This is a genomic window from Bifidobacterium canis, from assembly GCF_009727065.1.
Classification (GTDB): domain Bacteria; phylum Actinomycetota; class Actinomycetes; order Actinomycetales; family Bifidobacteriaceae; genus Bifidobacterium; species Bifidobacterium canis.
Genome location: NZ_WNLP01000004.1, coordinates 82,916 through 108,451 on the forward strand (window position 1 = coordinate 82,916; position 25,536 = coordinate 108,451).

Here is a 25,536-nt window from a genome sequence, read left to right on the forward strand (position 1 = left end):
ACCACAACCACCAAGCAGGCTTGACTACCAAGGTTTAACCGACGAAGATGACTGCTGCTTCGTGTCGGTCGAATTATTCTGATCATTGGCAGACGAGGACTCTTGGTCTTTGCCAAGCTCCTCGTTGCTTTTGAGCATATCCTCGACCTGCTGACGTTGCTCGTCGCTGAGCGACGACAACGATTTCGGCTGCTGCTCGGTGGTATCGTCACTGTTCTGTTGCGCTTGCGTGCTATCGATCTGATCTTGCAACTTCGACGTCAACTGAGACGATACCTGCGCGTTATGATCCACGGCCTCATTGATCTGCGGCAGCAGAATATGCGACTGCGCGCTCACCTTCGCGAACTGCTCGTTCACGGAGCGTTGCGAACTCAGCAACTTCTTGAAGTCTGCGTCATCCTTGCTTGCCTTCGCAATATTCTCCTGCAATGCTTGGGTAGCGGCATCATACTGACGTTGCGCCGCGATATTGATGCCCGCGAGAACTGCGACGGCGAGTGAGAGAACGGCAAGCACGCCGATGATGATGCGCACTGCCAATGGTGCGCGTTTGCGCGTTTGCGCCGGAGTCGACGTCTGTTCAGATCGTGTGCGCTTGCTCATAGCAGCCTCCTTGACATCGCCACCCATGCACCTGCTTCCCAAGCGAGCAGCACAACGAGAAGAATCGCCAGCGGCCAGACAACTGGGTTGACTCGTGTGCGTTCCTTCTGCGTGTCGCTTTCGCGCCATTGCTGCGCCTGCTTCGTGATCTGCGCATTCGCAACAGTGCTCGTCGACGACGTGATGAGAGCAGTACCGCCGAGCTCATCGGCGAGCGCCTTGATCTGCCCCTCATCCATGATCGAGACACCCGGCTGGCCGGTGGATGGGTCGATCACCCACTGCCCGGCAGTAGATGAAGGAACCTTGCCTCCTGTGGTGGAGCCGACGCCTATCACGCACGCATCGTTGATGTAGTGACGCAACGACGAGAACGTGCGTCGAGTATTCGACACGGTCTGCTCCCCATCGGTGACCATATACAGCACGATCCTGTCATCGGGGTGTGCGTCACGTATCGACTTCAGTGTGCGCAGCAACGGGTCGATCACCACGTCAAGCGAAGAACCCGCGGAATTCGATGAATTCTCAGTGTGCAGCGAGTCAGCCCAATTGCGCACCGCACCAGTGTCGGGTGTGAGCGGAACGTCAACGGCGGCCGACGCGCCCGTGCTCAACGCCGCAAAACTCGAATTCGGGTAGGCGTTGACGATGTCGGTTATGGCAAGTTTCGCCGCATCGAGTCGGGAGATCTGCTGCTCGGAACCATAGTGTGCGTCTTCAACGCCCATCGAACCGGTGATATCGGAAACGATCACGACATCGGTTGCACTGGTCACCCTGCTCGTCGTTTTCGTGACGACACTGGGAGTGAGCGCCATCAATGCGACGACCAAGCAGATCGCCGTACGCCGAATGCACGACCCCAACGTTTCATCACTGCCATCGGCACCACGGCGCACATGCAGCACGATGCCGACAACCGCGAACGCAACCATCAGCACGGCGATCACCGAACCGGCGATCCAGCCCAGAGCGGGAACGAAGCTCACGCCATTCATCGCTTCAACCTCCATGCCAATACGAGCCACACCATCACCAGCACGGCAATCGCCAACGTCCACCAGCCCGGAGCGTCACTCAACGCCGTCTGCGACTGCTCGTCGGCCTCATGCGACTGGCGGCCATCGATCTCACGAACAAGCTCGTCGATCGACGAACTGTCGGATTGCACGAGGAACAAGCCGCCATGCTGTTCGATCAGCTGCTCCATCTGCTTGGTCGCCTCATCCTGCTCCGACTCCTTCGGTCCGGAATACAGTCCGTCGACGGTGATGCCGGCCTGAGAGGTCAGATCAAGCGCCTGTTGCAACGAATATGTGGGAGAGCCCGACACCACGTTGTCGGTGGCAAGCACAATGGACGCCTGACGATTACGTGCCTGACTCGTGTCTGCCTTCGAATAGGTGAAACCGGGGAGCATGGCGGCGCAGCCTACCAATCCGTCGCCAATGAGCGATGTGGCATTCTTGCGATTCTGCGTACCTTCCAGCCAGTCGGCAATCTGCTGGTATTGCGAGTCACTCATTTGTCGATGTCATCTTGCGTCTGCACGCCTTTGAGCAACTCATTCGCCTTCGTCAGCTGTTCGGTGACCATCGAATAATCATCGGTCAACGGGAACACGGTGCGCGACGACGAGTTGAAGATGCTCAGACCAATTCGTTCGCCCTTGAAATGCTGAAGCAGGTCAAGATACGTGGTGATCACCTGATGATCGTAGGGGAGCGTGGAGCCGGAGACGTCGAGGCACAGCACAATATCGCGGTTCGATGAACGTTCGTCCTGCGCGTCTACGTGAGCTGGCCTGCCCACCAGAACGCAGGCGAGCACCAATGCGATCATGAGCATGCCGACGGCCACCCGGTTCGCGATTCGCCAGAATTTCAGCGCGGCTTGCGCATGCTCGGTGTGCAGATCATCCTCGATGTTATACACAGTGACCTGGTCTTGGCGCGAGTTCCTTCGTTTCGACACCCAAGCGATGATCAGAATGCAGATGGCCGACGCCAGTGCGGCGATCAAGATGGCCCAGGGCCATTGCCAGCGCAGCATCATTTCCACCTTTCAATCAATGTGATCACCCAGTCGGAAGCTTGCCGCACGCTCACATCGCGAGCAGCGGGGTGATCTTCGTTCGCGAATTCCGGGGGATACAATGCCGCCACCGTTTGGCGTAGCAGATCCCAGTTCTGCGCATGCCCTGTGCGGGGTTGACGCCGCAGATCGACAAGCGTGTTCGAAGCGAGTGCCCTGCCCGACATATGCGACGCATAGCTGCGGGCTATCGCAGCCAATGCCGTGAACGCATCATCACGAGAAAGTTTGCCGGAATCGTATTGGCCGGCCACCTCGTTGACGCGGGCGATCCAACCATCCGTGGAATTCGGCAGAGCATGCTGTTCCTCATCGTCATGCTGCACCTGTTTGGCACGTTTTCTGCCGGAAAGCATGATGCAGGCGACGCCAAGCGCCACGGCGAGCACGAGTGCGCAGGCAAGCGTGACCCACAACGGCTGAGCGATCTGCAAAGCTTCCTGCGGATGAAGATCTGTTGTGTCTATTGCCAGAATCATTGCTGTATTGGCATTCCTTTGAGGTACGAGAGCGATTCGGAAACATGGCCGGCCGACAGCAGGCGTACGAAAGCGTGGAACATTCCCTCGCTCGAATCGGCATGGATCATGCGCGATCCGCAACGGGTGAGTTCACGTTCAAGCGCCTGCAACGCATATGCTCGATGAGTGTCGATCTCCTGAGCCGATGCCGCATTGCGAAGGAACGCGGGAACACGTCTGCCCGACATGCCGTCGACGATCTTTGCCTTCGGGCGGGAAGCGATCGGCTGGTAGTCGAACGGATTGATCGTCTTCACATCGATGAGCACCAGAGGATGCGTCTGCGCGATGCGCCTGATCGCCGGCAAGTGCGTGCCGTTCAGCGCGTGATCATCAGTGGCCAGCACGATCAAGGCATTGCGGTCGCGCAAACCCGACGCATAGTCCAGCAACGCGGAAATATTGCGCGGCGCATCCCAATCTCGGTCAAGCGCTTTGTCAAGCGTGATCTCAAACTGGGCGAGCCCGCCATGGAACGGCACTCGCGTGATGCGATCGGAGTCACCGAACACCAGCGAGATGTCATCACTGCGGCGCAAGCTCAAGGCAGCGAACATGCACAAAGCATTCGCCGCGATCTGATATGCACGTTCATCGGAAGCGCACACCTCGCTCATCTGCATGCCGGCATCAAGCAACAGATAGACGTGCGCGCTCGACAGGCGCTCGCGTTGGGCGATCATCGCACGACCGTTCTTCGCGCTGATCTTCCAGTCGATCTGACGAGCCTCGTCGCCAACCTCATATGGTCGAATGTCAAGCAGATCATCGTTACCGCCGCGGCGTTGCGAGGAATGCTCGCCCTCGAGGATGCCCAGAGCTTTACGCACCGTTGGCAACGACAGCGACGTGCCCATTTTCTCGATCTTGCGTCGAACCGAGTCGTGGGCGGAAGTCGGAGAGGAACTCATGGAACCGGAACCACCTGAACGATCTGGTCTACGATCTGGTCACTGGTCACGCCATCTGCCAGCGCTTCGAATGTCAACAGAATGCGGTGACGGAACACTTCGTGGGCAAATCCCTTGACGTCTTCGGGGATCACATAGTCACGGCCAGCCATCAACGCCGCGGCCTGCCCGATGCGGATCAAGGCGATCGAGGCGCGAGGAGAGGCGCCGAGGCGGACGAGCGAAGAAAGTCCTTGAATCGGCTTGGGGCCTGCGCCGCGAGAAGTGTCAGACAACGCGACCGCATAGCGCATGATCGCATCCGACACGTGCACGCGCCGCGCCGCGGAGCACAGCCAATCCACATCTTGAATGGACACGACATCGGCGGCCAGTTTCGTCGGATCCAACGCATCGGAACCCCTGTTCACCAGCAGCTGCAGCATGTCTTGCTCCTCCTGCGCACTCGGATACGTCATGACCGCCTTCATCATGAAACGATCCATCTGCGCTTCCGGAAGATTGAACGTGCCCTCTTCTTCGATGGGATTCTGCGTTGCGATCACCATGAACGGTTTCGGCAATGTGATGCGCTGACCGCCGATCGTCGTGGCACCTTCCGCCATCGCTTCAAGCATTGCGGACTGCGTTTTCGCGTTTGCGCGGTTGATCTCGTCGAGCAACACGAAGTTCGCGTGGATCGGGCCGATCTGCGTGGAAAAACGTTGTGTGGAGAAGTCGAACACCTGCGTTCCAACCAAGTCGGAAGGCATCAGATCCGGCGTGCACTGCACGCGCTTGAACGTACCTGAAACGGATGTGGCCAGCGTCTGTGCGGCGGTCGTCTTAGCGAGGCCCGGAACGGATTCGATGAGAATATGGCCTCCCGCGACCATCGTGGTGATCAACGATTCGCGAAGATTGCTCTGACCGACAAGGGTCTGCGCGAAACGTGAACGGATGCGCCCAACCAGCTCCTGCGCTCGCGCGGCATCGGCTTTCGAAAGCTGCGCTGGCAAAGTGCTGGCACCCACAGGGGAGGGGATAGGGGACGCAGTGGGTTGTGGAGGGAAGAAAGTCATGAAAAATACCACCTAGGATTGGTTGGTTACTGCAGTTATTTGATGTTCAGTTGATCAATAGTAGTGACACAGGCGCATGAAAAGCGTCAATTCACGCTTTCTCCACCTGTACCCGATACGGATGGCAATGACCAGTCGATGGGCTGCGCACCCATCGATTCAAGCGCGGCGTTGGCTCTGGAGAACGGATGCGAGCCGAAAAATCCACGAGAAGCTGAAAGAGGACTCGGATGCGGTGATTTGATGATCGCCGCATTGGTCAACAACGGTTCCAATGTTTGAGCGTTACGCCCCCAGAGAATAGCCACAAGTGGCTTTGGCCTGCCGTTCTCGTCGGTTCTGGCGTTCAACGCCTTGACCGCACAATCCGTCACGGCTTCCCAACCAAGGTTCTGATGGCTGTTCGGCCTTCCGATCTGCACGGTCAAGCATCTGTTGAGCAGTTCCACGCCACGGTGCGTCCACGGGGTCAGATCACCGTTGATGGGAGACGCGATATGCAGATCGTCTTCAAGCTCCTTGTAGATGTTGATGAGGCTTTTCGGCAACGGCCTGACGTTCGGGGCGACCGAGAAGCTTAATCCAACGGCGTACCCGGGAGTCGGGTATGGATCCTGCCCGACGATCAGCACTTTGATCGAATCGAACGGGATGGTGAAGGCTCGCAGAATGTTCTTGCTGGCGGGGGCGATGCGCTCGCCATGCTCGATGCGGTCCCTCAGAATCCTTCCCATGTGACGGATCTGGGGTTCCACGGGTCGCAAAGCCTGCGCCCAACCCGGGTCCATGAGCTCTTCCAAAGGTTTGATGTGCACTTGGGTCATATCCATACTGTAGCGTGCCCAGCGTCTAAGCTGCCGGATTTAGCCCCATCTTGGTACTATAAAAGCCAGTTGATTATTCGGTGTTAGTTGGTGAAGGGATGAGCATGGCGCGTAACGACGACCAGAAATACGAATCCTATCCGAAGGATTCCTTTGACAATCCGCCGAGCGGTCCGGTCGGCGTGCACAACGGACGTCGCTCATGGGCGGTGCGACTCATGCCATATCTCATAGTCATTGTTATCGCGGCTTTGGTTGGCGTGCTGTTCTGGGGCGTGTATTCCGGCGAGGCGGCGAACCTGTTCAAGAGGAACGCGTCTCAGTCGGCGTCGGCCACCACTTCAGCAAGCACGTCGACTTCGGCATCGGCGTCATCGTCTTCGTCGTCGGCAAGCACGTCGGCTTCGCAAAGCGCGTCGTCCACGCCGAGCGAAAGTTCGGCGAGTCCGTCGCAATCCGCGAGCGCATCCGAATCCACGCAAGACACGTCCACGGTCAATCTCAATACCTCGATCAGTGTGATCAACGGCACGTCGACCACCGGCTATGCCGCGCAGGAGGCGCAGAGGCTGCAGAGCGCCGGATTCACGAATGTCGCCGCGAGCAACCCGAACAACATGCAGTTGCCCGCACAAAGTGTCGTGTGGTATCAAAACGACGCCGATCTTGCCACAGCACAGCAGGTCGCGCAGACATTGAATATCAGCTCCGTGGTGAAAGCCACCGGAATCTCGGTTCCAGTCGCCGTCGTTCTTATGAGCTGAATGCATATCAACGCATCTCATTGTTGCAGCGAAGGGCCAGTCGATACTATCGACTGGCCCTTCGCTTTACGTTGATTATCTTAGGTTTTCTTGTTGACTGCGAGATTTCTGCATACGGCAACCTGCACTGTGCGCAAACAGTGCCGTGCAACAGCGGGAACAGGCTGTTGAAACATTTGATATCGAGAATCAGCTCGAGGAATAAGCAGCTATATCAGCACATTGTGGTGGTTCGCAAGAGAATCCGAAACCCTTGAAAACGCCGGGGGGGGGTACTACATACTATTATGAGCCGTAAGGTGATATGGAGCCGCAAAATCGGGGAAGTTTGCGATGCGTTCCCTCCAGGTCGCTGTTACCGCATTGGTTTTTACGAGAGAAGAAACGAGGGTTATGCCAAGGGGAACAGTCAAGTTTTTCAACGTCGGACGCGGATATGGGTTCATCGAACCCGAGGAAGGCGGTCCGGACGTGTTCGTCCATTATTCCGCCATCGAAGCAGAAGGGTTCAAAGCACTGCGTCAAGGTGGACACCGTCGAGTTCGAAAGCAAAACCACCGAGAAGGGTGAATTGGCCACGAAAGTGGTGAAAATAAAGCGTTCGTGAGTTATTCCCGTTTTCGCCGCATCTAGCCTATAGCGCAAAACCGTCATGCCGGAGTTGGCACTCGACCACCGAGAGTGCTAATCTGCCACGTAGCACTTGAGATATCGGCGAGCTGGAGCTGACGCCTGCTGGCCGTGCACCTCAAGTGGGTAAGCATGAATTTGCGTGGAGGTACAATGGCAAAGATCATTGAATACGATGAGGAAGCTCGTCAGGGCATGCTCGCCGGCTTGGATAAGCTGGCAGACACCGTCAAGGTGACGCTCGGTCCTAAGGGCCGCAACGTGGTGCTCGACAAGACCTATGGCGCACCGACCATCACCAACGATGGCGTGTCGATCGCCAAGGAAATCGATTTGGAAGATCCGTTCGAGCGCATCGGCGCCGAGCTGGTCAAGGAAGTCGCCAAGCGCACTGATGACGTCGCAGGCGACGGCACCACCACCGCAACCGTTCTGGCACAGTCCCTCGTTCATGAAGGTCTGAGGAACGTCGTTGCCGGTTCGAACCCGATCGCGCTGCGCCGCGGCATCGAGAAGGCTTCGGACGCGCTGGTTAAGGAACTCGTTTCTTCCGCAAAGCCTGTGGAAACCAAGGATCAGATCGCTGCCACGGCAACGATCTCGGCAGGCGATCCGGAAGTCGGCGAGAAGATCGCAGAGGCTCTCGATAAGGTTGGTCAGGACGGCGTGGTCACCGTTGAAGACAACAACCGCTTCGGCCTCGATCTGGACTTCACCGAAGGCATGCGCTTCGACAAGGGCTATATTTCCCCGTATTTCGTGACGAATGCAGAAGATCAGACCGCTGTGCTTGACGACCCATACATCCTGCTCACCTCGAGCAAGGTCTCCTCGCAGCAAGATGTGGTGCATATCGCAGAACTCGTGATGAAGACCGGCAAGCCGCTGCTGATCGTCGCTGAAGATGTCGACGGCGAAGCACTGCCGACGCTCATTCTCAACAACATTCGTGGCACGTTCAAGTCTTGCGCAGTCAAGGCTCCGGGCTTCGGCGATCGCCGCAAGGCCATGCTGCAGGATATGGCCATTCTGACCGGCGGCCAGGTTGTGTCGGAAGACCTCGGCCTGAAGCTCGACTCCATCGACCTGTCGGTGTTTGGCACCGCCAAGAAGGTCATCGTCTCCAAGGACGAGACGACGATCGTCTCCGGTGGCGGCTCCAAGGAAGACGTTGCCGCTCGCGTGGCTCAGATTCGCGCCGAAATCGAGAAGACCGATTCCGACTACGATCGCGAGAAGCTGCAGGAACGCCTCGCAAAGCTCGCCGGTGGCGTTGCCGTGATCAAGGTCGGCGCCGCAACCGAAGTTGAGGCCAAGGAACGCAAGCACCGCATCGAAGATGCAGTGCGCAACGCCAAGGCTGCCATCGAGGAAGGCCTGGTTCCAGGCGGCGGCGTCGCTTTGGTGCAGGCTGCCGAGAAGGTTCAGAAGGACTTCAAGCTTGAGGGCGACGAGGCCACCGGTGCCGCGATCGTGTTCTCCGGCATCGAAGCCCCGATCAAGCAGATCGCCGACAACGCTGGACTTTCCGGTGACGTGGTGATCGACAAGGTGCGTTCGCTGCCTGAGGGCGAAGGCTTCAACGCTGCAACCGACACCTATGAAGATCTGATGGCCGCAGGCGTCACCGACCCGGTTAAGGTGACTCGTTCCGCATTGCAGAACGCAGCCTCCATCGCCGGCCTGTTCCTGACGACCGAAGCCGTCGTGGCTAACAAGCCTGAGCCGACCCCGGCTCCGGCTGCAGGCCAAGACATGGGCTACTGAGCCTCTGACGTGTGATCGATAGGCGTTAGACGCCAGTCACACCGGTACAAGCTCTCATACGGAATGTGGTGGGATCCTTGATGTGAGGATCCCACCACATTCCTTTTTGATGGCCGATTCGGGCAGGAACTGCCTATGATGCAGTGAACAACCTCGAAGCCTGCATTTCTGCGTCGGCATACAACGTCGAAGCCTGCGTCAAAGCGTGTTGCATGGCCTCCAACGACTGCTCCATCTGTTGCTGGGCATTCCTCCATTGCGCAGCCACCGCATTGAACTGCGTCGCTGCGGAACCACGCCATGCCTCCTGCAACGCATTGAGATTGGCATACATGCCATTCACCGCGTCGCGAATGGCGCCGATCGACGAGCAGACGGCCGCACTTGAGGCACTGATTCGTTCGGAATCCACTTGAAACTGTGACATTATTGCTCCTTTGCTGTGTGGAACGGATGGATATCTGTTCATTGATGTCTAAATGACGAGAAAACGTGATGCTCTCCCGCTAATGTGGAATCTATGACAAAGCGAAGCGAATGGAAAGCACAATCACGACTTGTGGTCGGAGGAACTCTGCATAACAGGCACACTGTGGATAACCGCATCATCGCCGTGGTTCTTGCTTTCGTGCTGACGGTGGCGCTTGCATGCATGATGCCGTTGCAGGCTCTGGCCGACGAAAGCCCTTCGCCATCCGCATCAACAAGTCAGTCGAGCCAGTCGAGCACGGATGCGCAGGAGGAGGAAACCGAGGCGCAACTCGACAGCAGCCAATACATCACCGATCCCCAGAATCTGCTCGGAGACAATCTGACGAAGGTGATCGACGCCATCAACACAACGAAGCAAGACACCGGCGTCACCGTACGATTGCTGTACCTCGAATCGTTCAACACAAAGGAACAACCCGAAAAATGGGCGGCGAACCTTCTTGAATCCCTCAATCCGGCCGCCAACACCGTGATGCTGGCCGTTGCCTCGCACGACGGCAATTTGGTGGTCGTCGTCTCACCGAACTCCGATGAATGGCTTCGCCGCCAAAGCACGGTCGACCAACTGTCGGAAGCCGCAAGCAAGCCTCTGCTTGAGCAGAAAAGCGGGCAAGATCCGAACTGGTCTCAATCCGCCATCGACATGATGGAAGCGGTGCGCAGCGCGAAAAGCACTTCTACCACATCAAAAGTGAGCATCGTGAGCATCATTATCATGGCCGTGGTATTGGTCGCCCTGATAGTCGTGGTCATCGTCATGATCTTCGTGCGTCGCAAGCGCGAAGTAGACAATGATTCAAAGCAAGCCGAGAAAAGTGCCGAGCATGCACAGGCCGACGAGAAAGCGCCTGAAACGAACATCCCAACCACTATTACGCAGACCACTGATGATGCATCGGCGGACAATTCCGACGAAGATGAAAACAGCGACGGTGGAGGCGCGGATAACGACAATGGCGATGATACCAAGAGTGATGACACCAAGCCAGAACCATCGCCAACACCACGACGCAGGCATGCCTCGCATGCTCGCAAGAAGGGCCTGTTCAAACGCCCGAATTAAGTTCTCAGTGAGCATTCAGAAAACTTTCAGATAGCTGCGTGAATATGGTGGCATGAGTAAAGCAACTGAAGCAACAATCGTCGTTGTAGATGATGAGCCATCCATCCGCGAGCTACTGGTGGCTTCCTTGCATTTCGCAGGATACGAGGTGGAGACCGCTTCCTCCGGTTCGGAGGCGATCGAAGTGATCAGCCGAACCAAGCCCGACATGATCCTGCTTGATGTGATGCTCCCTGACATCGATGGCTTTACGGTGACCCGCCGCATCCGTCAGGAAGGCATTGACGCGCCCGTACTGTTCCTCACCGCGCGAGACGATACGCAAGACAAGGTCATGGGTTTGACCGTAGGCGGAGACGATTACGTCACCAAGCCGTTCAGCTTGGAAGAAGTAGTGGCGAGGATTCGCGCCATTCTGCGCCGCACGCGCGAGCAGGTGGAAGACGATCCGATTATTCGCGTCGGCGATCTGGAGATCAACGAAGACTCCCATGATGTGACGCGAGCCGGCCAGTCGATCGATCTGAGTCCGACTGAATACAAGTTGCTGCGCTACCTGATGGACAACGAGGGACGAGTGCTCTCCAAGGCGCAGATTCTCGACCATGTTTGGCAATATGACTGGGGCGGTGACGCGGCGATCGTCGAATCATACATCTCGTATCTGCGCAAGAAAGTCGATGACGTCACCGTCACCGATGAAGACGGTACGACGCATAAGGTGCAGCCGCTCATCGAGACGAAGCGTGGAATCGGATACATGATTCGTGCCCCAAAGAATCAGAACTAGGTGCAGTGAACGAGGAAAACCGTGAGAGGCAAGCAAGACTCAGGTTCTTTTTCGCAAACGGGCGTCGTTGATTCCGCCCTTGCGCAGGCGGCTGATGATGCGACTCGTGACGCCAAACAGTCGGCGGGCAAGAATAGCGGTTCGCAGCCCGGGCAAAACCAGCCTGACGGGCAGGGCGGCAAGAACGCAGCTCCGCAAAGCAATACGAGCAGGCGCTCGCAATGGTTCGCGAATAGACGCCGTTTCTTTGATTCCGTCAATGAACGTGTGCCGTTGAGTGTCAGGCTGATGTCGATCGTCGTGATCGTGCTCTCGATCGGCACGATCACGATCACGCTGTCGATCAGATGGCTGGTGACGAGCTATCTGATCGAACGAGCCGATCAGCAGTTGATCGAGCAGGCGGATCTTGTGTTCAAGAACACAAGATCGTTGCAAAACAATGCGAACACCCAGAACGGGTTGACGAGTTACTACGTCAAGATCTACAACACCAAAACCAAGACCTCGACGGTCATGCTGCAACCGGTGTTCAAAGACGGCGTGATCTCGAGTCCGCAGTTGCCGGATGACGGTTCGCTCAACGGCCATGAAATAGGCGTGCCGTTCACCACGAGTGCGGTGGTAGACACGAAGAGCGCGTCAAGTGTGCCCGACCATTCGACGCTGCAGCAGGCGGAATGCCCGTGGCGCGTCGTCGCATTCAATGTGACGCAAACGGATTCCGGCAAGGTCGAAGACCTCGGCATCGTCTACATCGGCATATCGTTGAGCGATCAGATCGACGTGATCAACACGCTGACGAAATTCTGCGTGATGGTGAGCATCGCGGTGGTGCTGCTGGGCGGTTCGATCGGAGCTCTTGTGGTGCAACGCACGTTGAGCCCGCTCAAACGCATCGAGAAAACCGCGGCGAAGATTGCGGCGGGAGATCTCTCCCAGCGCGTTCCCAGCAGCGGCGAGTCGACGGAGATCGGTTCCCTTGCCAAATCCTTGAACAGCATGCTTGCGCAGATCGAACGAAGTTTCAGGGAGCAACAGGCCACCACGCAGAAAATGCGGCAATTCGTTTCCGACGCCAGCCATGAGCTGCGAACGCCGTTGGCGGCAATCCACGGATATGCCGAACTCTATAAGATGCAACGCGACGCGCCGGGCGCACTGGAACGCGCCGATGACGCGATCTCCCACATCGAGGCCTCGAGTTCACGCATGACCGTTCTGGTGGAAGACTTGCTTTCGCTCGCACGTCTTGACGAGGGGCGTGGCGTCGCAATGAATCAGCGTGTGGACTTCACACAGGTGATTCAAGACTCCATCGACGACCTGCAGGTGCTCGACCCGGAACGGCAGATCACGACGATGCAACTCAGCGTCGATGCCGCCAACACCAAGCATCCGGAGTTGAAAGAGACGCCGGGGGAGTTGCCGAAGATCGCGCTGAACGGTGATGCCACACGACTCCATCAGGTGATCACGAACATCGTCGGCAATATTCACCGATACACGCCGGCGGATTCCCCAGTCGACATCGGTTTGGGTGCCATCGAATCTAACGTGAGCGCCGAACAGCTGGCGGCTTTGCCGCAGGATGACAACATGATGGAGGCGTTGCTCAAGGGAGCACGCCGAAATAACTCGCGCACATTGAACAACATGTATGCGGTGGCTGTTTTGCGTGACCACGGCCCAGGCGTTCCGGAGAAATCGTTGCACAGCATCTTCGAACGGTTCTACACGGCCGATCCGTCGCGTGCGCGTCAGAAGGGCGGCACAGGACTCGGCTTGGCAATCGTACTGTCGATCGTCAGCGCGCATCACGGTCGCATTTATGCGAGCCAGACGCCCGAACACGGTTTGACGTTCACGATTATTCTGCCGATGGAGACCGGAAGGGAATAGTTTTCTCCCCGCATCAGTTGCGTACAGTGAACACGGTTTGAAGGCTTACCCTCCGTTGCAATGGCATATTGCGGCGGAGGGTAAGCTTAGTTTGGCTTGCCGTGCGGTAGAATGAGCATTTGGTTGTGTGCGGGTGACCGCAAACAGTTTCGATGATATGAGGTGAACATGCCCAGCGGACGCATTCGTTGGTTTGACACGAAGAAAGGCTTCGGATTCATTGCAGGAGACGACGGCAAGGATGTGTTCCTGCCGCAGACCGCCCTTCCCAGCGGAGTGAAGACACTTCGCAAGGGCGCCAAAGTCGAATATTCGGTGGTTGAGGGAAATCGTGGCCCGGTCGCCATGGGATTGACCCTAGTCGCGTCGGCACCGTCGTTGGTGAAGGCGACGCGACCGAAGCCCGATGACATGGCGGCGATTGTGGAAGACCTCATCAAACTGTTGGATTCCGCAGGAAACGGCTTGCGTCGGCACCATTACCCGTCGCAGGCTGAAAGCCGCAAACTTGCCACATTGCTACGCGCTGTGGCCGATGATTTCGACGTACAGGACTGATATGGCAACAAGTGAATTCGATCCGATCGCTCTCGCTCGAGCGGTAGCTATTGACACGGCTCATGCCCCGGATGAGGTGGGCGACTACGTCACCAGTGTCACAACTGATGACGGCGTTACCGATTTCAGATTCGAAGCTCTGATGAAAGGGTATGAGGGGTGGCAGTGGTCCGTCACGTTGTATCATGACGAGGAACTCGACCATTGGACGATCGACGAATCCACTTTGGCTCCGACTGATCAGGCCTTGCTCCCGCCGAAATGGGTGCCGTGGAAGGATCGCCTGCTACCCAGCGACCTCTCCGTCACCGATTCCATCGGCACGCCCGAAGATGACGAACGCCTCGAAGCGGGAATCAGCGTTGACGAAGCCGTTTCCGCTACGGAGGAGACCAACGCCGAAAGGACTGCCGCAGCAGCGGCCGAGGCCGAGGAAGGCCAGGGCGAACAGGGGATTGAGGCTGCGCAGACGGCTGTCGATGACGTTGTGGAAGCCGTCGAGGAGCTCGACCTGTCGCGACGCCATGTGCTGTCGCCGCTCGGTCAGGAGCAGACCGCACAGCGTTGGTACGAAGGACCACGTGGCCCGAAATCGTTGTCGACGAAAACGGCTGACGGGCATTTGTGCTCCACCTGCGGCTTCTTCATTCCGCTGCAGGGAAGCCTGAAAACGATGTTCGGCGTGTGCGCGAACCGTTGGAGCCCGGACGACGGCAAGGTCGTGTCGGTTGACCACGGTTGCGGTGAACACTCCGAGATCCAGCAGCCCGAGCCGTCTCGTCTGTGGATACAGACGAAGCCCGCCTATGACGATCTGCACATCGACGTCGTGGCCCAGCATGGGCGCGATGACCGCAAAGACGTCGAACTGCTCGAAAATCTTGACGATGCGAGCATCGACAACGATCTTGAGGTGCCGGACGATGCCACTGCCGCGGATCAGGCTGATGCCACAGAGCAATCTGACACGATGAAGCAAACGGAGCATTCGGAATCGGCGGAACAGGAATCCGCGCAGGCTACTGCAGACGATGCCGTTGAGTCCCACGAACCCGAGGGAGCACAATCGCCTGAGCAGATCGATTCGATCGCGACGAGTGAAGCAGTGCTCACTGAAGAATCTGAGAGCACTACAAAATCTGAAAATCCTGCTGCGGAAGATGAAAGTACTGAAAACACTGCGGAAGAGGAGAATACTTCGACATCCGATGAAACAGAAGTCTCTCAGGAGCATATGGCAGACTCAGCTACTGAACAGTGAGCTCACACTCCCTGGGGTTCTATAAGAGTTTGTAGAAAAGGGGCGTCACGCATATCAACAAGTTGCGTGACGCCCCCCTTCATCATTCTGTGCTGCTGCTGCCACTACCGTTCTTCGATGTCTTATTAGCATTAGCGTCAGATGATTGCTTCGAATCCGTCTTTGAGGAATCCTCTCCCGAAGAAGAATCTGGAGAGTCTGACGAATCGTCTTTCGGCGTATTCGAATCCGTTGACTTGCTGCTCGGCGTGGATGCTGTGGATTTCTTCGTATCCGTGGATTGTGATGACGAATCGGAGTCCGTGTTATTGCTGGAGGTGCCAGAAGTATCAGTGGTACTTGTCGCAGTCGGTGAAGGCGTCGCTTCGGATTGCTGCTGCGTGCTCTGCTCACCGTCACTTGCACTCTGTTCGTCGTCGTCTTGCGTGGATTGCGAATTCGTCGCCAGCAGCAGCGTTTTCGTCAGCGTCGTAGCATTGCTTGTCAGTTGTTTCGCGTTTGCGGCGTTGGTTTGCAGCGTCGCATTGTCTGCAAACAACTGGCATGAGGGGACCGCAGGCTGCTGCTCTGCTTGGTTGAGCGCCGAAGTCAGGTTCCTCAACTGTTCGTCAGACATGTCAGACACATGTTCGCTCTGATAGCTCTTGGCATCGTTGACCGCGGTGGTGAGCAGCTTTCTCGTGGAGTTCGCAGTGGCGACGTTTGCTTTGCAGTCGCTCATATATTGAGCTCGCGGCGTGCCAGATATCGTGCCGCTGGCATACAGGTACACGCCAGCCAGCATGAGTGCAAGTACTGCGACGATAATGATGATGAGCTGCGTCGAACGCTTCTGCGTGCTCTTTGCAGACGAGGCGGGTTTACCGGGAACAGTGGAAGCGGTTGTACTTGAAGTCTGCGTCTTTCCATGTTTCTGAGAGACGTCGGCTGCGGATTCTTCGGGAGGAAAAGACGGTAGTGAATCATCTACCGCGCGCATCTTATTGGTGTTCTCGAGATCCTGCGGAATCTGCGAAAGCTCTCGATCCGCAGTTTCCGGCTGCTCAACCGCGTCGTCGTGATCTGTGCGTTCTGATTCGTTGGTTTCAGTTTGTTCTTCGCTCAGCTTGTTCTTTTCGTCGTCGTCAAACTCATCATTCGACGGATCTTTCGGAGTCGTTCGCATATTCACTCGCCATCACTATCGATTGCCATACTCATCGCATACTGTACAAATACAACTTAAACGTAACCTGAACGAGTGCACAATGGTGTTGCTTACGGTGAAACGCGATATTGGAGAAATATAAAGAGAAATATAAAACGGGTGCGAACGCACGATTCGCACCCGTGACAATGTGCCGCAGACTCAGTGGACGATGGTGAGATTGCACTCCGCCAGATTGAGCAGTTGCTTGGAAACGGAGCCGAGGAAATGCGCGTCGATTCCGGTCAGACCGCGAGAGCCGACGACGATGTGACGGCAATATCGGGACGCGCTGACGAGACCTTTCCCAGCACTGATGTGGAACACGTTCGCCTGCACTTCGAGCCCTTCGGGCATCGGCGTTGCGGCGATGAGATCGTCGACGACTTTATTCGCATACTTCTGCGCAACGTCGATCGGCGGAACACTCGTCTCATAGCCGGGAATATCACGCAGATCCTTCAACTGCCAGCAGAACATCACATGCAACGGCGCATTGTTGAGCTGTGCAAGCCATGCGGCGAACTCGAGGGCGCGCTGCGATGTGGGGGAGCCGTCCACTCCTACGACGATCGGACGGCGCACACGCGGCGTATCTGACTGCGGCGTTTCGAAGTGAACCTCCTGCTCGCCCGGAGTCAGCGCGTTGGCAATCTCATCTTGCACCGACAGATCTTCATCTTCTCCACTGCGAATGATCGTGACGGGAATCTGCGATTCCTCAGCCAGCGATGAAGACAGCGAACCGGAGAACCAGCGTGCCACACGGTTCAACGCGCGACGTCCGACGATGATCTGCTGCGCATTGCTGCCGATCTCAAGCAGCGCGGAGGTGCCCGATGCGCGGAACGACGTCAGCCGAATATGATCGGAGCTGATGTCGATGCCCTGCGAAGCCTGCTTCACCCAGTCACGCAGTCGTTCCGCTATCTGGGTGCGCAACGTGGCGAGCTCCTCATCGGTGGTCGGTTCCGGACCCATGTCCCATGAATATGACCATCCATACACGGCATTCACCGTTTGCCCAGACAACGCGGCCTCTCGTAACGCCCAACGCAACGCGTTGAATGACTCGCGCGAACCGTCTACACCGACCACAAGATCGCCTTGCGGATTGAATGTGTCAGCAGCGGCCATAAGAACTCCTTTTGTGATGCCAGACCTTGCGGCCTTGCCGGTCAAATACTCTATTGCCAAGCATAGTGGAATGCCATGGAGCTGTCATGCCGATCGAGTCGCCCATGAGTGTTCGATGAGAGCAAGATGGTCGCGCCGAGAGCGAATGCGCTTCGTCGATCCGAAGAATTGTGCGAGAAACGGAAATAAACGCCGGCGCATTCTTGTAGAGAAAGTTGGAATTCGTAAAGAAATGGAAGGACAAGCATGTTCGAACGGTTTACCGACCGTGCGCGTCGCGTCATCGTGCTCGCGCAGGAAGAGGCTCGTGCCCTCCAGCACAACTACATCGGCACCGAGCATCTTCTGCTTGGACTGATCCGTGAGGGAGACGGCGTAGCAGCCAAGGCGCTTGAAGCCAAAGGCGTGACGCTGGAAGACACGCGCAAGCAGGTCGAGGAAATGATCGGCAAAGGAACCGCGGCTCCAACCGGCCATATTCCATTCACCCCACACGCCAAGCAAGTGCTGGAGCTCTCGCTTCGTGAAGCGTTGCAGCTCGGTCACAGCTACATCGGTACCGAGCACATTCTGCTGGGCCTGATTCGTGAAGGCGAAGGCGTGGGCACCCAGGTGCTCATCAAGATGGACGTCGATTTGTCTGATCTGCGTAGCACCACGATCGACATGATCCGTGGCAACTCCGGCACGGGCGAAGGCGACAAGGGCGACATGGCCAATGCCGGCTCGGTGCAAGACAAGCGAAACCAGAGCGGCTCGGCCATTCTCGACCAGTTCGGTCGCAATCTGACCGCCGAGGCCAAGGAAGGCAAACTCGATCCGGTTATCGGCCGTAGCGCCGAAATCGAACGCGTCATGGTGGTGTTGTCTCGCCGCACGAAGAACAATCCGGTTCTGATCGGCGAGCCTGGCGTCGGCAAGACGGCCGTCGTCGAAGGCCTGGCACAGAAAATCGTCGCCGGAGACGTTCCGGAGACGTTGAAAGACAAGCAGGTCTATTCACTTGACTTGGGTTCGATGGTGGCCGGTTCCCGCTACCGTGGCGATTTCGAAGAGCGTCTGAAGAAGGTGCTCAAGGAGATCAAGACGCGTGGCGACATCGTGCTGTTCATCGATGAGATCCACACGATCGTCGGCGCTGGTTCGGCTGATGGCGCTCTTGGCGCCTCCGACATGTTGAAGCCGATGCTGGCCCGTGGCGAGCTCCAGACGATTGGCGCCACCACGACCGACGAGTACCGCAAGTACATCGAAAAGGATGCGGCTCTGGAACGTCGTTTCCAGCCGATCCAGGTGTCGGAGCCGTCGATCGCCGAAACGATCGAGATTCTCAAGGGGTTACGCGCCCGTTACGAGAACCACCACCATGTGACCATCACCGATGGTGCTTTGCAGGCTGCGGCCGAGCTTTCGGCACGCTACATTCAAGATCGCAATCTGCCAGACAAGGCGATCGACCTGATCGACGAGGCTGGTGCTCGCTTGCGCATCAAGCGTCTCACCGCTCCGCCGGAGCTCAAGGAGCTCGACAACCGCATCGCGCGCATCGCCAAGGAGAAGGATCAGACGATCAAAGACCAGCAGTTCGAAAAGGCTGCTGAGCTGCGCGACAAGCAGGAGAAGCTCGAGGCCGAACGCAAGGAAAAGGAAAAGTCCTGGCGTGAAGGCGAGTCCGATGTGCGCATGGTCGTTGATGAAGATGTGATCGCTGAGGTCATCTCGCAGAGCACCGGCATTCCGGTGTTCAAGCTCACGCAGGCCGAATCCAAGAAGCTCATGTCGATGGAAGAGGAACTGCACAAGCGCATCATCGGTCAAGACGAAGCTGTTTCGGCGTTGTCTCGTTCGATTCGCCGCACGCGTGTCGGTCTCAAAGACCCGAAGCGTCCTGCCGGCTCGTTCATCTTCGCTGGCCCGACCGGCGTCGGCAAGACCGAGCTTGCGAAGGCATTGGCTCAGTTCCTGTTCGATGACGAAGATGCGTTGATTCGCGTCGACATGTCGGAGTTCTCCGAGAAGTACGCCGCTTCGCGACTCTTCGGAGCGCCTCCGGGGTACGTTGGCTATGAGGAGGGTGGCGAGCTCACCGAGAAGGTGCGCCGCAAGCCGTTCTCCGTCGTGCTGTTCGACGAAATCGAAAAGGCGCATCCCGACATCTTCAATACGCTGCTACAGGTGCTTGACGACGGTCATCTGACTGATGGCCAGGGACGCAAGGTCGATTTCAAGAACACGATCATCATTCTGACCACGAATCTCGGTACGCGAGACATCGCCAAAGCCGCGAACACCGGCTTCACGATGGGCAGCAACAACGAGTCGAGCTATCAGCGCATGAAGGATCAGGTGTCGAGCGAACTGAAGCAGCAGTTCCGCCCGGAGTTCCTGAACCGCCTCGACGACATCATCGTGTTCCGTCAGCTCACGGAGCCTCAGGTGCGCCAGATCGTCGACCTCGACATCAGCAAGCTCAACGATCGTCTGTTCGAGCGTCACATGGAGCTTGATCTGACCGACAAGGCGAAGGATCTGCTCGCTGAGAAGGGCTTCGATCCGCTGCTGGGTGCACGCCCTCTGCGTCGTGTGATTCAGCGTGACATCGAAGACACCATCTCAGAAAAGATTCTGATGGGCGAGCTCAACGACAACGAGCGCGTGACGGTCGATGCCGAAGGCGATGGCATTCTCGGAGAGTTCACCTTCAAGGGGGAGCCGTTCGAGTTGCCGGCAGCCGGTGAGGAAGATGCCTCCAAAGACATCGTCGAAGAGCCGGCGACCGTAGGAGCGTCAGGTGATGGGGCGGCTTCGGAAACCGCGGAATAAGCGGCATCCAGAAGCGGTCATGTAACTGACCTCATATAGTGGCGGGGCACATACCACGTATGTGCCCCGCCACTATTTGCGTAAATAGTGAAAGAAATACGAGATTATTCACCGCCCTGAAGAATTCTGTCTAAGATCAGGTATCGGGAGGGTCTGCACGTCAAGAGCAGGGAAGGACTCTTGACGGGGTGGCTTCGATGACGACAACGTTGTCGAAAGTCGCGAACCTTACCGCGACAAATAATGGGTGGTTGCGCATACACTGCGCAACCACCCATTATTCATATGCATCTATGAAGTTCACACCCATGTGGGCGTGAACATCAATCCTCGTCTTCTTCCGGATCGTAGTCGACGCCGGTTTCGGCGCGCTGCTCTTCGGAGATCGGAGCAGGGGCTCCGGTCAGCGGATCGCGACCGCCACCGGCCTTCGGGAATGCGATCACGTCGCGAATGGAATCGGCGCCGGCAAGCAAAGCCACCGTACGATCCCAGCCCAAAGCGATGCCCGCGTGCGGCGGGGCACCATACTTGAACGCCTCAAGCAGGAAGCCGAACTTGTCGTTCGCCTCATCAGGCTCGATGCCGAGCACCTTGAGCACGCGATCCTGAATGTCGTCACGGTGAATACGCACCGAGCCGCCACCCATCTCATTGCCATTGCAAACGATGTCGTACGAGTCGCTCATCGCATGCTCCGGATCTTCGTCGAACTTGTCGATCCAATCCTTCGACGGCATCGTGAACGGATGATGCATCGACGTCCACTTGGAGTGGCCGACGGCAACGTCATCGTCATCTGGATCATCGGTGCGCTTGAACAGCGGGAAGTCCACAACCCAGCAGAACGCGAACTTCTTCGGATCCAGCAAGCCCGCACGGTTGGCGAGCTCCACGCGGACGGCACCAAGCAGCAGCTGCGACGATTCACGGGAACCTGCGGCGAAGAACACGGCGTCACCGTCTTCGGCACCAACGGCGGCCTTCAAACCATTGCGCTCCTCTTCGGAGAGGTTCTTGGCCACGGGGCCCTTGAGTTCGCCGTTCTCGCCGAACACCACGTAGGCGAGCCCCTTGGCTCCGCGCTGCTTCGCCCAATCCTGCCACGCGTCGAACTGACGGCGCGGAGTGGCGGCGCCGCCCTTGAACAGCACAGCACCAACGTATGGAGCCTGGAACACACGGAACGGAGTGTTCTTGAAGTAGTCGGTGAGCTCGATCAGTTCGTTGCCGAAACGAAGATCCGGCTTGTCGGAACCATACTTATCCATCGCTTCTTTCCATGGAATGCGGCGGATAGGCGTTTCGATCTCATAGCCATCGGCCTTCCAGATGGCCTTGATCACCTGCTCGGCCATCGCGATCACATCTTCCTGATCGACGAAGCTCATCTCCATGTCGAGCTGCGTGAACTCAGGCTGACGGTCGGCGCGGAAGTCCTCGTCGCGGTAGCAGCGGGCGAACTGGTAGTAACGCTCCACACCAGCGACCATCAACAGCTGCTTGAGCAGCTGAGGGGACTGCGGAAGCGCATACCACGAACCCGGCACCAAGCGGGCCGGCACCACGAAATCACGCGCGCCCTCAGGCGTCGACTTGATCATCGTAGGGGTCTCAACCTCGGTGAAGCCCAACTTGTCGAGCTCGGTGCGAGCCGCACGCATCATGTCGGAGCGCAACTTGATGTTGCGTTGCATCGCAGGGCGGCGCAGATCGAGATAACGGTACTTCAAGCGAACGTCCTCGCCCGGCAGCTTGTTCTCGGACTCGTTCTCCAGCGCGGTAGACACCTGGAACGGCAGGGCGTCAGACTTGGCGAGTTCGGTGATCTTCTCGGCAACGACCTCGACCTTGCCGGTGGCGAGGTGATCGTTCTCGTTACCTTCCGGACGCAGGCGAACCTTGCCCTCGACTTCGATCACGTATTCACTGCGCAGTGGGCGCGCCATCTCTTCGTCATTGATGACCACCTGCACCAGACCGGTGTTGTCACGCAGATCGATGAAGGCGACGCCGCCATGGTCACGGCGACGATCCACCCATCCTGCGAGCGTGACGTGCTCGCCGACCAGATTCTCATTCACGTCGGTGGCGTGATGTGTACGATAAGCCGTCTGCTGGCTCATGCTTCCTCTATTCATATTCTGTTATTGGTGTTTGTTACGCGAAATACTGGTGGAGTGCTGATTTTTCAACGATTCTCAGCATTCACGGTAACGCTTTGCTGGGCATACACAGTATCGGGTTCCCAAGACTGTGCATCGGCGGGACGCTGATCTCCGGTGACGATGTTCTTCACTTCATCGGAACCATCGTCCGCGGGATTCTCATTCGGGAACCACACGTATGGAATGCCGAGCTTGTCGGCATACTTGATCTGCTTGCCGAGCTTGGCGGCGGTCGGCGCAACGTCGGCGGCGATGCCACGGGAACGCAACGTGTTGGCGATCGCATTGGAATCGTCGCGGTTCTCCTCGTTCCACACTGCGACGAGCACGCAGGCGGGGGAGATGCGGTTCGCCGTCGCACCGGCACGGTGCAGCATGTAGGAGACGAGGCGAGACAAGCCGATCGACAGGCCGACACCCGGGTACTTCCTGTTGCCCTGCGTGGCCAGATTGTCGTAACGGCCACCGGAGCAGATGGAACCAAGATCGTCGGCGCCATCGAGGAACGTCTCATAGACGGAACCGGTGTAGTAGTCGAGTCCACGCGCGATCTTCAGGTCGGCGATCACCGAACCCGGGCGAATCTTATACGCTTCGTCGATGATCATCGTCAACGTGTCGAGGCCTTCCTTGGCCATTGCATATGCCGTGCCGTTCACATCGATGTGATGGATCTCGCACAGGGCGTTGAACCGCTCGACCAGTTCCGCGCCATTCGAAGCGGTGATCTGTGCCAGCTCCAAGCATGCCTGAGCCTGCTGTGGCGTTGCCGCACAGGTTTCGACGAGCAGTTTGCTCACCTCGTCGGCGCCGATCTTATCAAGCTTGTCGATCTCACGCAGCACACCTTCGATGTCGGTCAGACCGAGACCACGGTAGAAACCTTCCGACAACTTGCGGTTATTCGCATGCACGGTGGCCTTCGGCAGCCCGAACTCACGCAGACGCTCCAACGCGTTGACCATGACGAGCGGAAGCTCCACCTCATAATGCTCCGGCAGCGTGCCGTCGCCTACGACATCGATGTCTGCCTGCACGAATTCACGGAAGCGACCCTCCTGCGGGCGCTCGCCACGCCAGACCTTCTGGATCTGCCAACGCTTGAACGGGAACGGCAACGCTCCCGAATGCTCGACGACATAACGGCTCAGCGGAACCGTCAAATCGAAATGCAAGCCGATACGCTGATCGACAGGGGTGTCGGATTCGTGACCGACCTCCTGCAGACGAGAGAGCAGATAGATCTCCTTGCTCGTCTCGCCTTTCTTCAACAGACTGGAACCCTGCTCCACGGCACGAGTCTCGATGCCGATGAAACCATTGAGTTCGAACACTTCACGAAGCGTGTCGATAACACGCTGCTCAACCACGCGTTCAGCGGGGAGCCATTCGGGGAAACCTGAAATAGATGAACCTTTTGCCACAGTCCATATAATAAGTGGGGTCGGGGAAAAACAACGGCAACAAGCTATCGTGGGTCTTGTCTACACTAATACTGTGTGTTTGCGGAAGGGAAGCACCGCTTGTTTCCCCTCCTGTACGTAAAGCTTAAAGGAGCTGACCATGGCCGATACCAACGTCACTGAATCCCAGAATCAAGACGCCACAAACGATGGGGCAAAGAAGACCGTCGCGGCACCTACCCCTGCGGCAATGAAGGCTCACACTCCGTCACCGGCGGCCCTTGCGAAGAAGCCGGCTTCGCACGCGCCGGCAACCACCGCACACAGCGAAGAAGACATCAAGAAGGACGAAAGCTTCGGCCGTGTTGACGACAAGGGCAACGTGTTCGTCAAAGACGGCGATGAGGAACGCGAAGTCGGCCAGTTCCCCAATGCCTCGGCAGACGAGGCACTGAGCTTGTATGCACGCCGTTACCTCGACCTCAAGGCAAAGCTCGACCTGTTCGCGAACCGACTCAAGTCGAACTCCATCAAGCCACGCGAAATCGATGAAACCGTCACCACCCTCACCGAAGAAGTGAAGAATCCGGATGTGGTGGGAGATATTCCGGCACTGCGCGAGCAGATGGAAACGCTCAAGCAGAAGGCCGCCGACAAGAAAGAGGCGATCTCCAAGGCACGCAAGGAGGCGATGGCCAAGGCCGTCGCCGAACGCACCGCCATCGTCGAGAAGGCGGAAGCGCTCGCCGCTGGTTTGGGCGACAGCACCAACTGGCGTTCCACCGCCGACAAGTTCCGTTCGCTGTTCGAGCAGTGGCAGGAGCACCAGCGCACCACGATCCGCATCGATAAGGCAGATGCCGATGCGCTGTGGAAGCGTTTCTCCGGCGCCCGCACCACGTTCAACCAGGCTCGCCGCAAGTGGGCGCAGGCACGCGACGTCGAACGTGCACACGCCAAGAGCGAGAAGGAAGCGATCATCGCCGAAGCCAACGAGTTGAAGGATTCGACCGCATGGGGCGAAACCTCGCACAAGTTCAACGAGCTGATGGATCGTTGGAAGAAGGCGGGACGCGCAGGCCGCAACGAAGACGACGCTCTGTGGGCTCAGTTCCGCGCAGCCGCCGACACGTTCTTCAACGCACGCCAGGCGGATCGCGACCAGATCAACTCCGCGGAGAAAGACAATCTCGCCAAGAAGGAGGCGCTGCTGGTCAAGGCTGAGGCCTTGGTGCCGGTGAAGACCGAAGACGAAGCCAAGCAGGCACGCGCCAAGCTCGCCGAGATTCAAGAGGAATGGGATCAGATCGGCTATGTGCCTCGTGAAGACATGCGCCGCATCGAAAGCCGCCTCGACAACGTCGACAAGCAGATCAAGGCCGTGGAAGACGCCGCCTGGAAGCAGACCGATCCAGAGGCGGATGCCCGCAAGTCCAGCTTCGAAGTCCAGCTCAAAGCACAGCTGACCGCACTCGACGAACAGATCGCCAACGAAAGCGACCCGAAGAAGAAAGCCAAGCTGGAAGCAGAAAAGGCGACCAAGGAACAATGGCTCAACGCCATCATGTGAGC

The 25,536-nt window shown here is 57.5% G+C and carries 21 protein-coding genes and 1 pseudogene; 10 read left to right on the forward strand and 12 right to left on the reverse strand.

Annotation, left to right across the window (positions count from 1 at the left end; genetic code table 11):
* Positions 1 to 24: 24 nt before the first annotated feature.
* From GSD1FS_RS05080 to GSD1FS_RS05110, 7 genes and pseudogenes are all read right to left on the reverse strand, one after another.
* Positions 25 to 606: a DUF6466 family protein gene (locus tag GSD1FS_RS05080; RefSeq protein ID WP_155588675.1), complete on the reverse strand. Its 582-nt coding sequence runs from the start codon at positions 604 to 606 to the stop codon at positions 25 to 27.
* Positions 603 to 1,607, reverse strand: coding sequence for a vWA domain-containing protein (locus GSD1FS_RS05085; protein WP_155588734.1), 1,005 nt, complete (start codon positions 1,605 to 1,607; stop codon positions 603 to 605). Before GSD1FS_RS05085 ends, GSD1FS_RS05080 begins: the two co-directional genes overlap by 4 nt.
* A pseudogene (locus GSD1FS_RS05090) lies at positions 1,604 to 2,664 on the reverse strand (vWA domain-containing protein). Before GSD1FS_RS05090 ends, GSD1FS_RS05085 begins: the two are co-directional and overlap by 4 nt.
* On the reverse strand, positions 2,661 to 3,182 hold the full coding sequence (locus tag GSD1FS_RS05095) for a hypothetical protein (protein WP_155588676.1): 522 nt from the start codon (positions 3,180 to 3,182) through the stop codon (positions 2,661 to 2,663). The pseudogene GSD1FS_RS05090 and the gene GSD1FS_RS05095 overlap by 4 nt, the downstream one beginning before the upstream one ends.
* Complete coding sequence (locus tag GSD1FS_RS05100) at positions 3,179 to 4,135, reverse strand: DUF58 domain-containing protein (protein ID WP_155588677.1); 957 nt, start codon at positions 4,133 to 4,135, stop codon at positions 3,179 to 3,181. The genes GSD1FS_RS05095 and GSD1FS_RS05100 overlap by 4 nt, the downstream gene beginning before the upstream one ends.
* Entirely contained in the window at positions 4,132 to 5,196 is a 1,065-nt protein-coding gene (locus GSD1FS_RS05105) for an AAA family ATPase (protein WP_155588678.1), read from the reverse strand. Before GSD1FS_RS05105 ends, GSD1FS_RS05100 begins: the two co-directional genes overlap by 4 nt.
* Before the next feature lie 86 nt (positions 5,197 to 5,282).
* Positions 5,283 to 6,020 (reverse strand): uracil-DNA glycosylase, encoded by a 738-nt coding sequence (locus GSD1FS_RS05110; protein ID WP_155588679.1) that lies wholly within the window; start codon positions 6,018 to 6,020, stop codon positions 5,283 to 5,285.
* Positions 6,021 to 6,124: 104 nt separating this feature from the next.
* Here GSD1FS_RS05110 and GSD1FS_RS05115 point away from each other — a divergent pair, with 104 nt between their 5' ends.
* The 3 genes from GSD1FS_RS05115 (at position 6,125) to groL (ending at position 9,181) form a co-directional block, all read left to right on the forward strand.
* Positions 6,125 to 6,784: a LytR C-terminal domain-containing protein gene (locus GSD1FS_RS05115; protein WP_155588680.1), complete on the forward strand. Its 660-nt coding sequence runs from the start codon at positions 6,125 to 6,127 to the stop codon at positions 6,782 to 6,784.
* A gap of 393 nt (positions 6,785 to 7,177) precedes the next feature.
* Positions 7,178 to 7,354 carry a cold-shock protein gene (locus tag GSD1FS_RS05120; RefSeq protein WP_155588681.1) on the forward strand — a complete coding sequence of 59 codons (177 nt, stop codon included), beginning with the start codon at positions 7,178 to 7,180 and terminating at the stop codon, positions 7,352 to 7,354.
* 213 nt (positions 7,355 to 7,567) lie between these two features.
* Positions 7,568 to 9,181, forward strand: a complete 1,614-nt coding sequence (gene groL, locus GSD1FS_RS05125) for a chaperonin GroEL (protein ID WP_155588682.1) — start codon at positions 7,568 to 7,570, stop codon at positions 9,179 to 9,181.
* Positions 9,182 to 9,314: 133 nt separating this feature from the next.
* Here the strand turns inward: groL and GSD1FS_RS05130 are convergent, their stop codons facing one another.
* Positions 9,315 to 9,608, reverse strand: coding sequence for a WXG100 family type VII secretion target (locus GSD1FS_RS05130; RefSeq protein WP_155588683.1), 294 nt, complete (start codon positions 9,606 to 9,608; stop codon positions 9,315 to 9,317).
* A gap of 132 nt (positions 9,609 to 9,740) precedes the next feature.
* On the opposite strand from GSD1FS_RS05130, the gene GSD1FS_RS05135 reads away from it, so the two are divergent.
* From GSD1FS_RS05135 to GSD1FS_RS05155, 5 genes are all read left to right on the forward strand, one after another.
* Positions 9,741 to 10,736 (forward strand): hypothetical protein, encoded by a 996-nt coding sequence (locus GSD1FS_RS05135; protein ID WP_343030207.1) that lies wholly within the window; start codon positions 9,741 to 9,743, stop codon positions 10,734 to 10,736.
* 52 nt (positions 10,737 to 10,788) lie between these two features.
* The gene (locus GSD1FS_RS05140; protein ID WP_155588685.1) at positions 10,789 to 11,526 is read left to right on the forward strand and encodes a response regulator transcription factor; all 738 of its coding nucleotides are present in this window, start codon (positions 10,789 to 10,791) and stop codon (positions 11,524 to 11,526) included.
* A 21-nt stretch (positions 11,527 to 11,547) separates the two neighbouring features.
* Positions 11,548 to 13,428: a sensor histidine kinase gene (locus GSD1FS_RS05145; RefSeq protein ID WP_343030208.1), complete on the forward strand. Its 1,881-nt coding sequence runs from the start codon at positions 11,548 to 11,550 to the stop codon at positions 13,426 to 13,428.
* 168 nt (positions 13,429 to 13,596) lie between these two features.
* Positions 13,597 to 13,986: a cold-shock protein gene (locus tag GSD1FS_RS05150; RefSeq protein WP_155588686.1), complete on the forward strand. Its 390-nt coding sequence runs from the start codon at positions 13,597 to 13,599 to the stop codon at positions 13,984 to 13,986.
* 1 nt (position 13,987) lies between these two features.
* Entirely contained in the window at positions 13,988 to 15,247 is a 1,260-nt protein-coding gene (locus tag GSD1FS_RS05155; protein WP_155588687.1) for a DUF3027 domain-containing protein, read from the forward strand.
* A gap of 82 nt (positions 15,248 to 15,329) precedes the next feature.
* Here GSD1FS_RS05155 and GSD1FS_RS05160 read toward each other — a convergent pair whose 3' ends face one another.
* Together GSD1FS_RS05160 and GSD1FS_RS05165 are read right to left on the reverse strand one after the other, a co-directional pair.
* Complete coding sequence (locus GSD1FS_RS05160; protein WP_155588688.1) at positions 15,330 to 16,412, reverse strand: hypothetical protein; 1,083 nt, start codon at positions 16,410 to 16,412, stop codon at positions 15,330 to 15,332.
* Positions 16,413 to 16,595: 183 nt separating this feature from the next.
* On the reverse strand, positions 16,596 to 17,570 hold the full coding sequence (locus GSD1FS_RS05165) for a universal stress protein (protein ID WP_155588689.1): 975 nt from the start codon (positions 17,568 to 17,570) through the stop codon (positions 16,596 to 16,598).
* 246 nt (positions 17,571 to 17,816) lie between these two features.
* Here GSD1FS_RS05165 and GSD1FS_RS05170 point away from each other — a divergent pair, with 246 nt between their 5' ends.
* Positions 17,817 to 20,393 carry an ATP-dependent Clp protease ATP-binding subunit gene (locus tag GSD1FS_RS05170; RefSeq protein ID WP_155588690.1) on the forward strand — a complete coding sequence of 859 codons (2,577 nt, stop codon included), beginning with the start codon at positions 17,817 to 17,819 and terminating at the stop codon, positions 20,391 to 20,393.
* A gap of 323 nt (positions 20,394 to 20,716) precedes the next feature.
* Here GSD1FS_RS05170 and aspS read toward each other — a convergent pair whose 3' ends face one another.
* The gene (gene aspS / locus GSD1FS_RS05175; protein WP_155588691.1) at positions 20,717 to 22,519 is read right to left on the reverse strand and encodes an aspartate--tRNA ligase; all 1,803 of its coding nucleotides are present in this window, start codon (positions 22,517 to 22,519) and stop codon (positions 20,717 to 20,719) included.
* 65 nt (positions 22,520 to 22,584) lie between these two features.
* Positions 22,585 to 23,985, reverse strand: coding sequence for a histidine--tRNA ligase (gene hisS / locus GSD1FS_RS05180; protein WP_343030209.1), 1,401 nt, complete (start codon positions 23,983 to 23,985; stop codon positions 22,585 to 22,587).
* 139 nt (positions 23,986 to 24,124) lie between these two features.
* Between hisS and GSD1FS_RS05185 the strand changes: the two genes are divergently transcribed.
* The gene (locus tag GSD1FS_RS05185; protein WP_155588692.1) at positions 24,125 to 25,534 is read left to right on the forward strand and encodes a DUF349 domain-containing protein; all 1,410 of its coding nucleotides are present in this window, start codon (positions 24,125 to 24,127) and stop codon (positions 25,532 to 25,534) included.
* Positions 25,535 to 25,536: the final 2 nt, after the last annotated feature.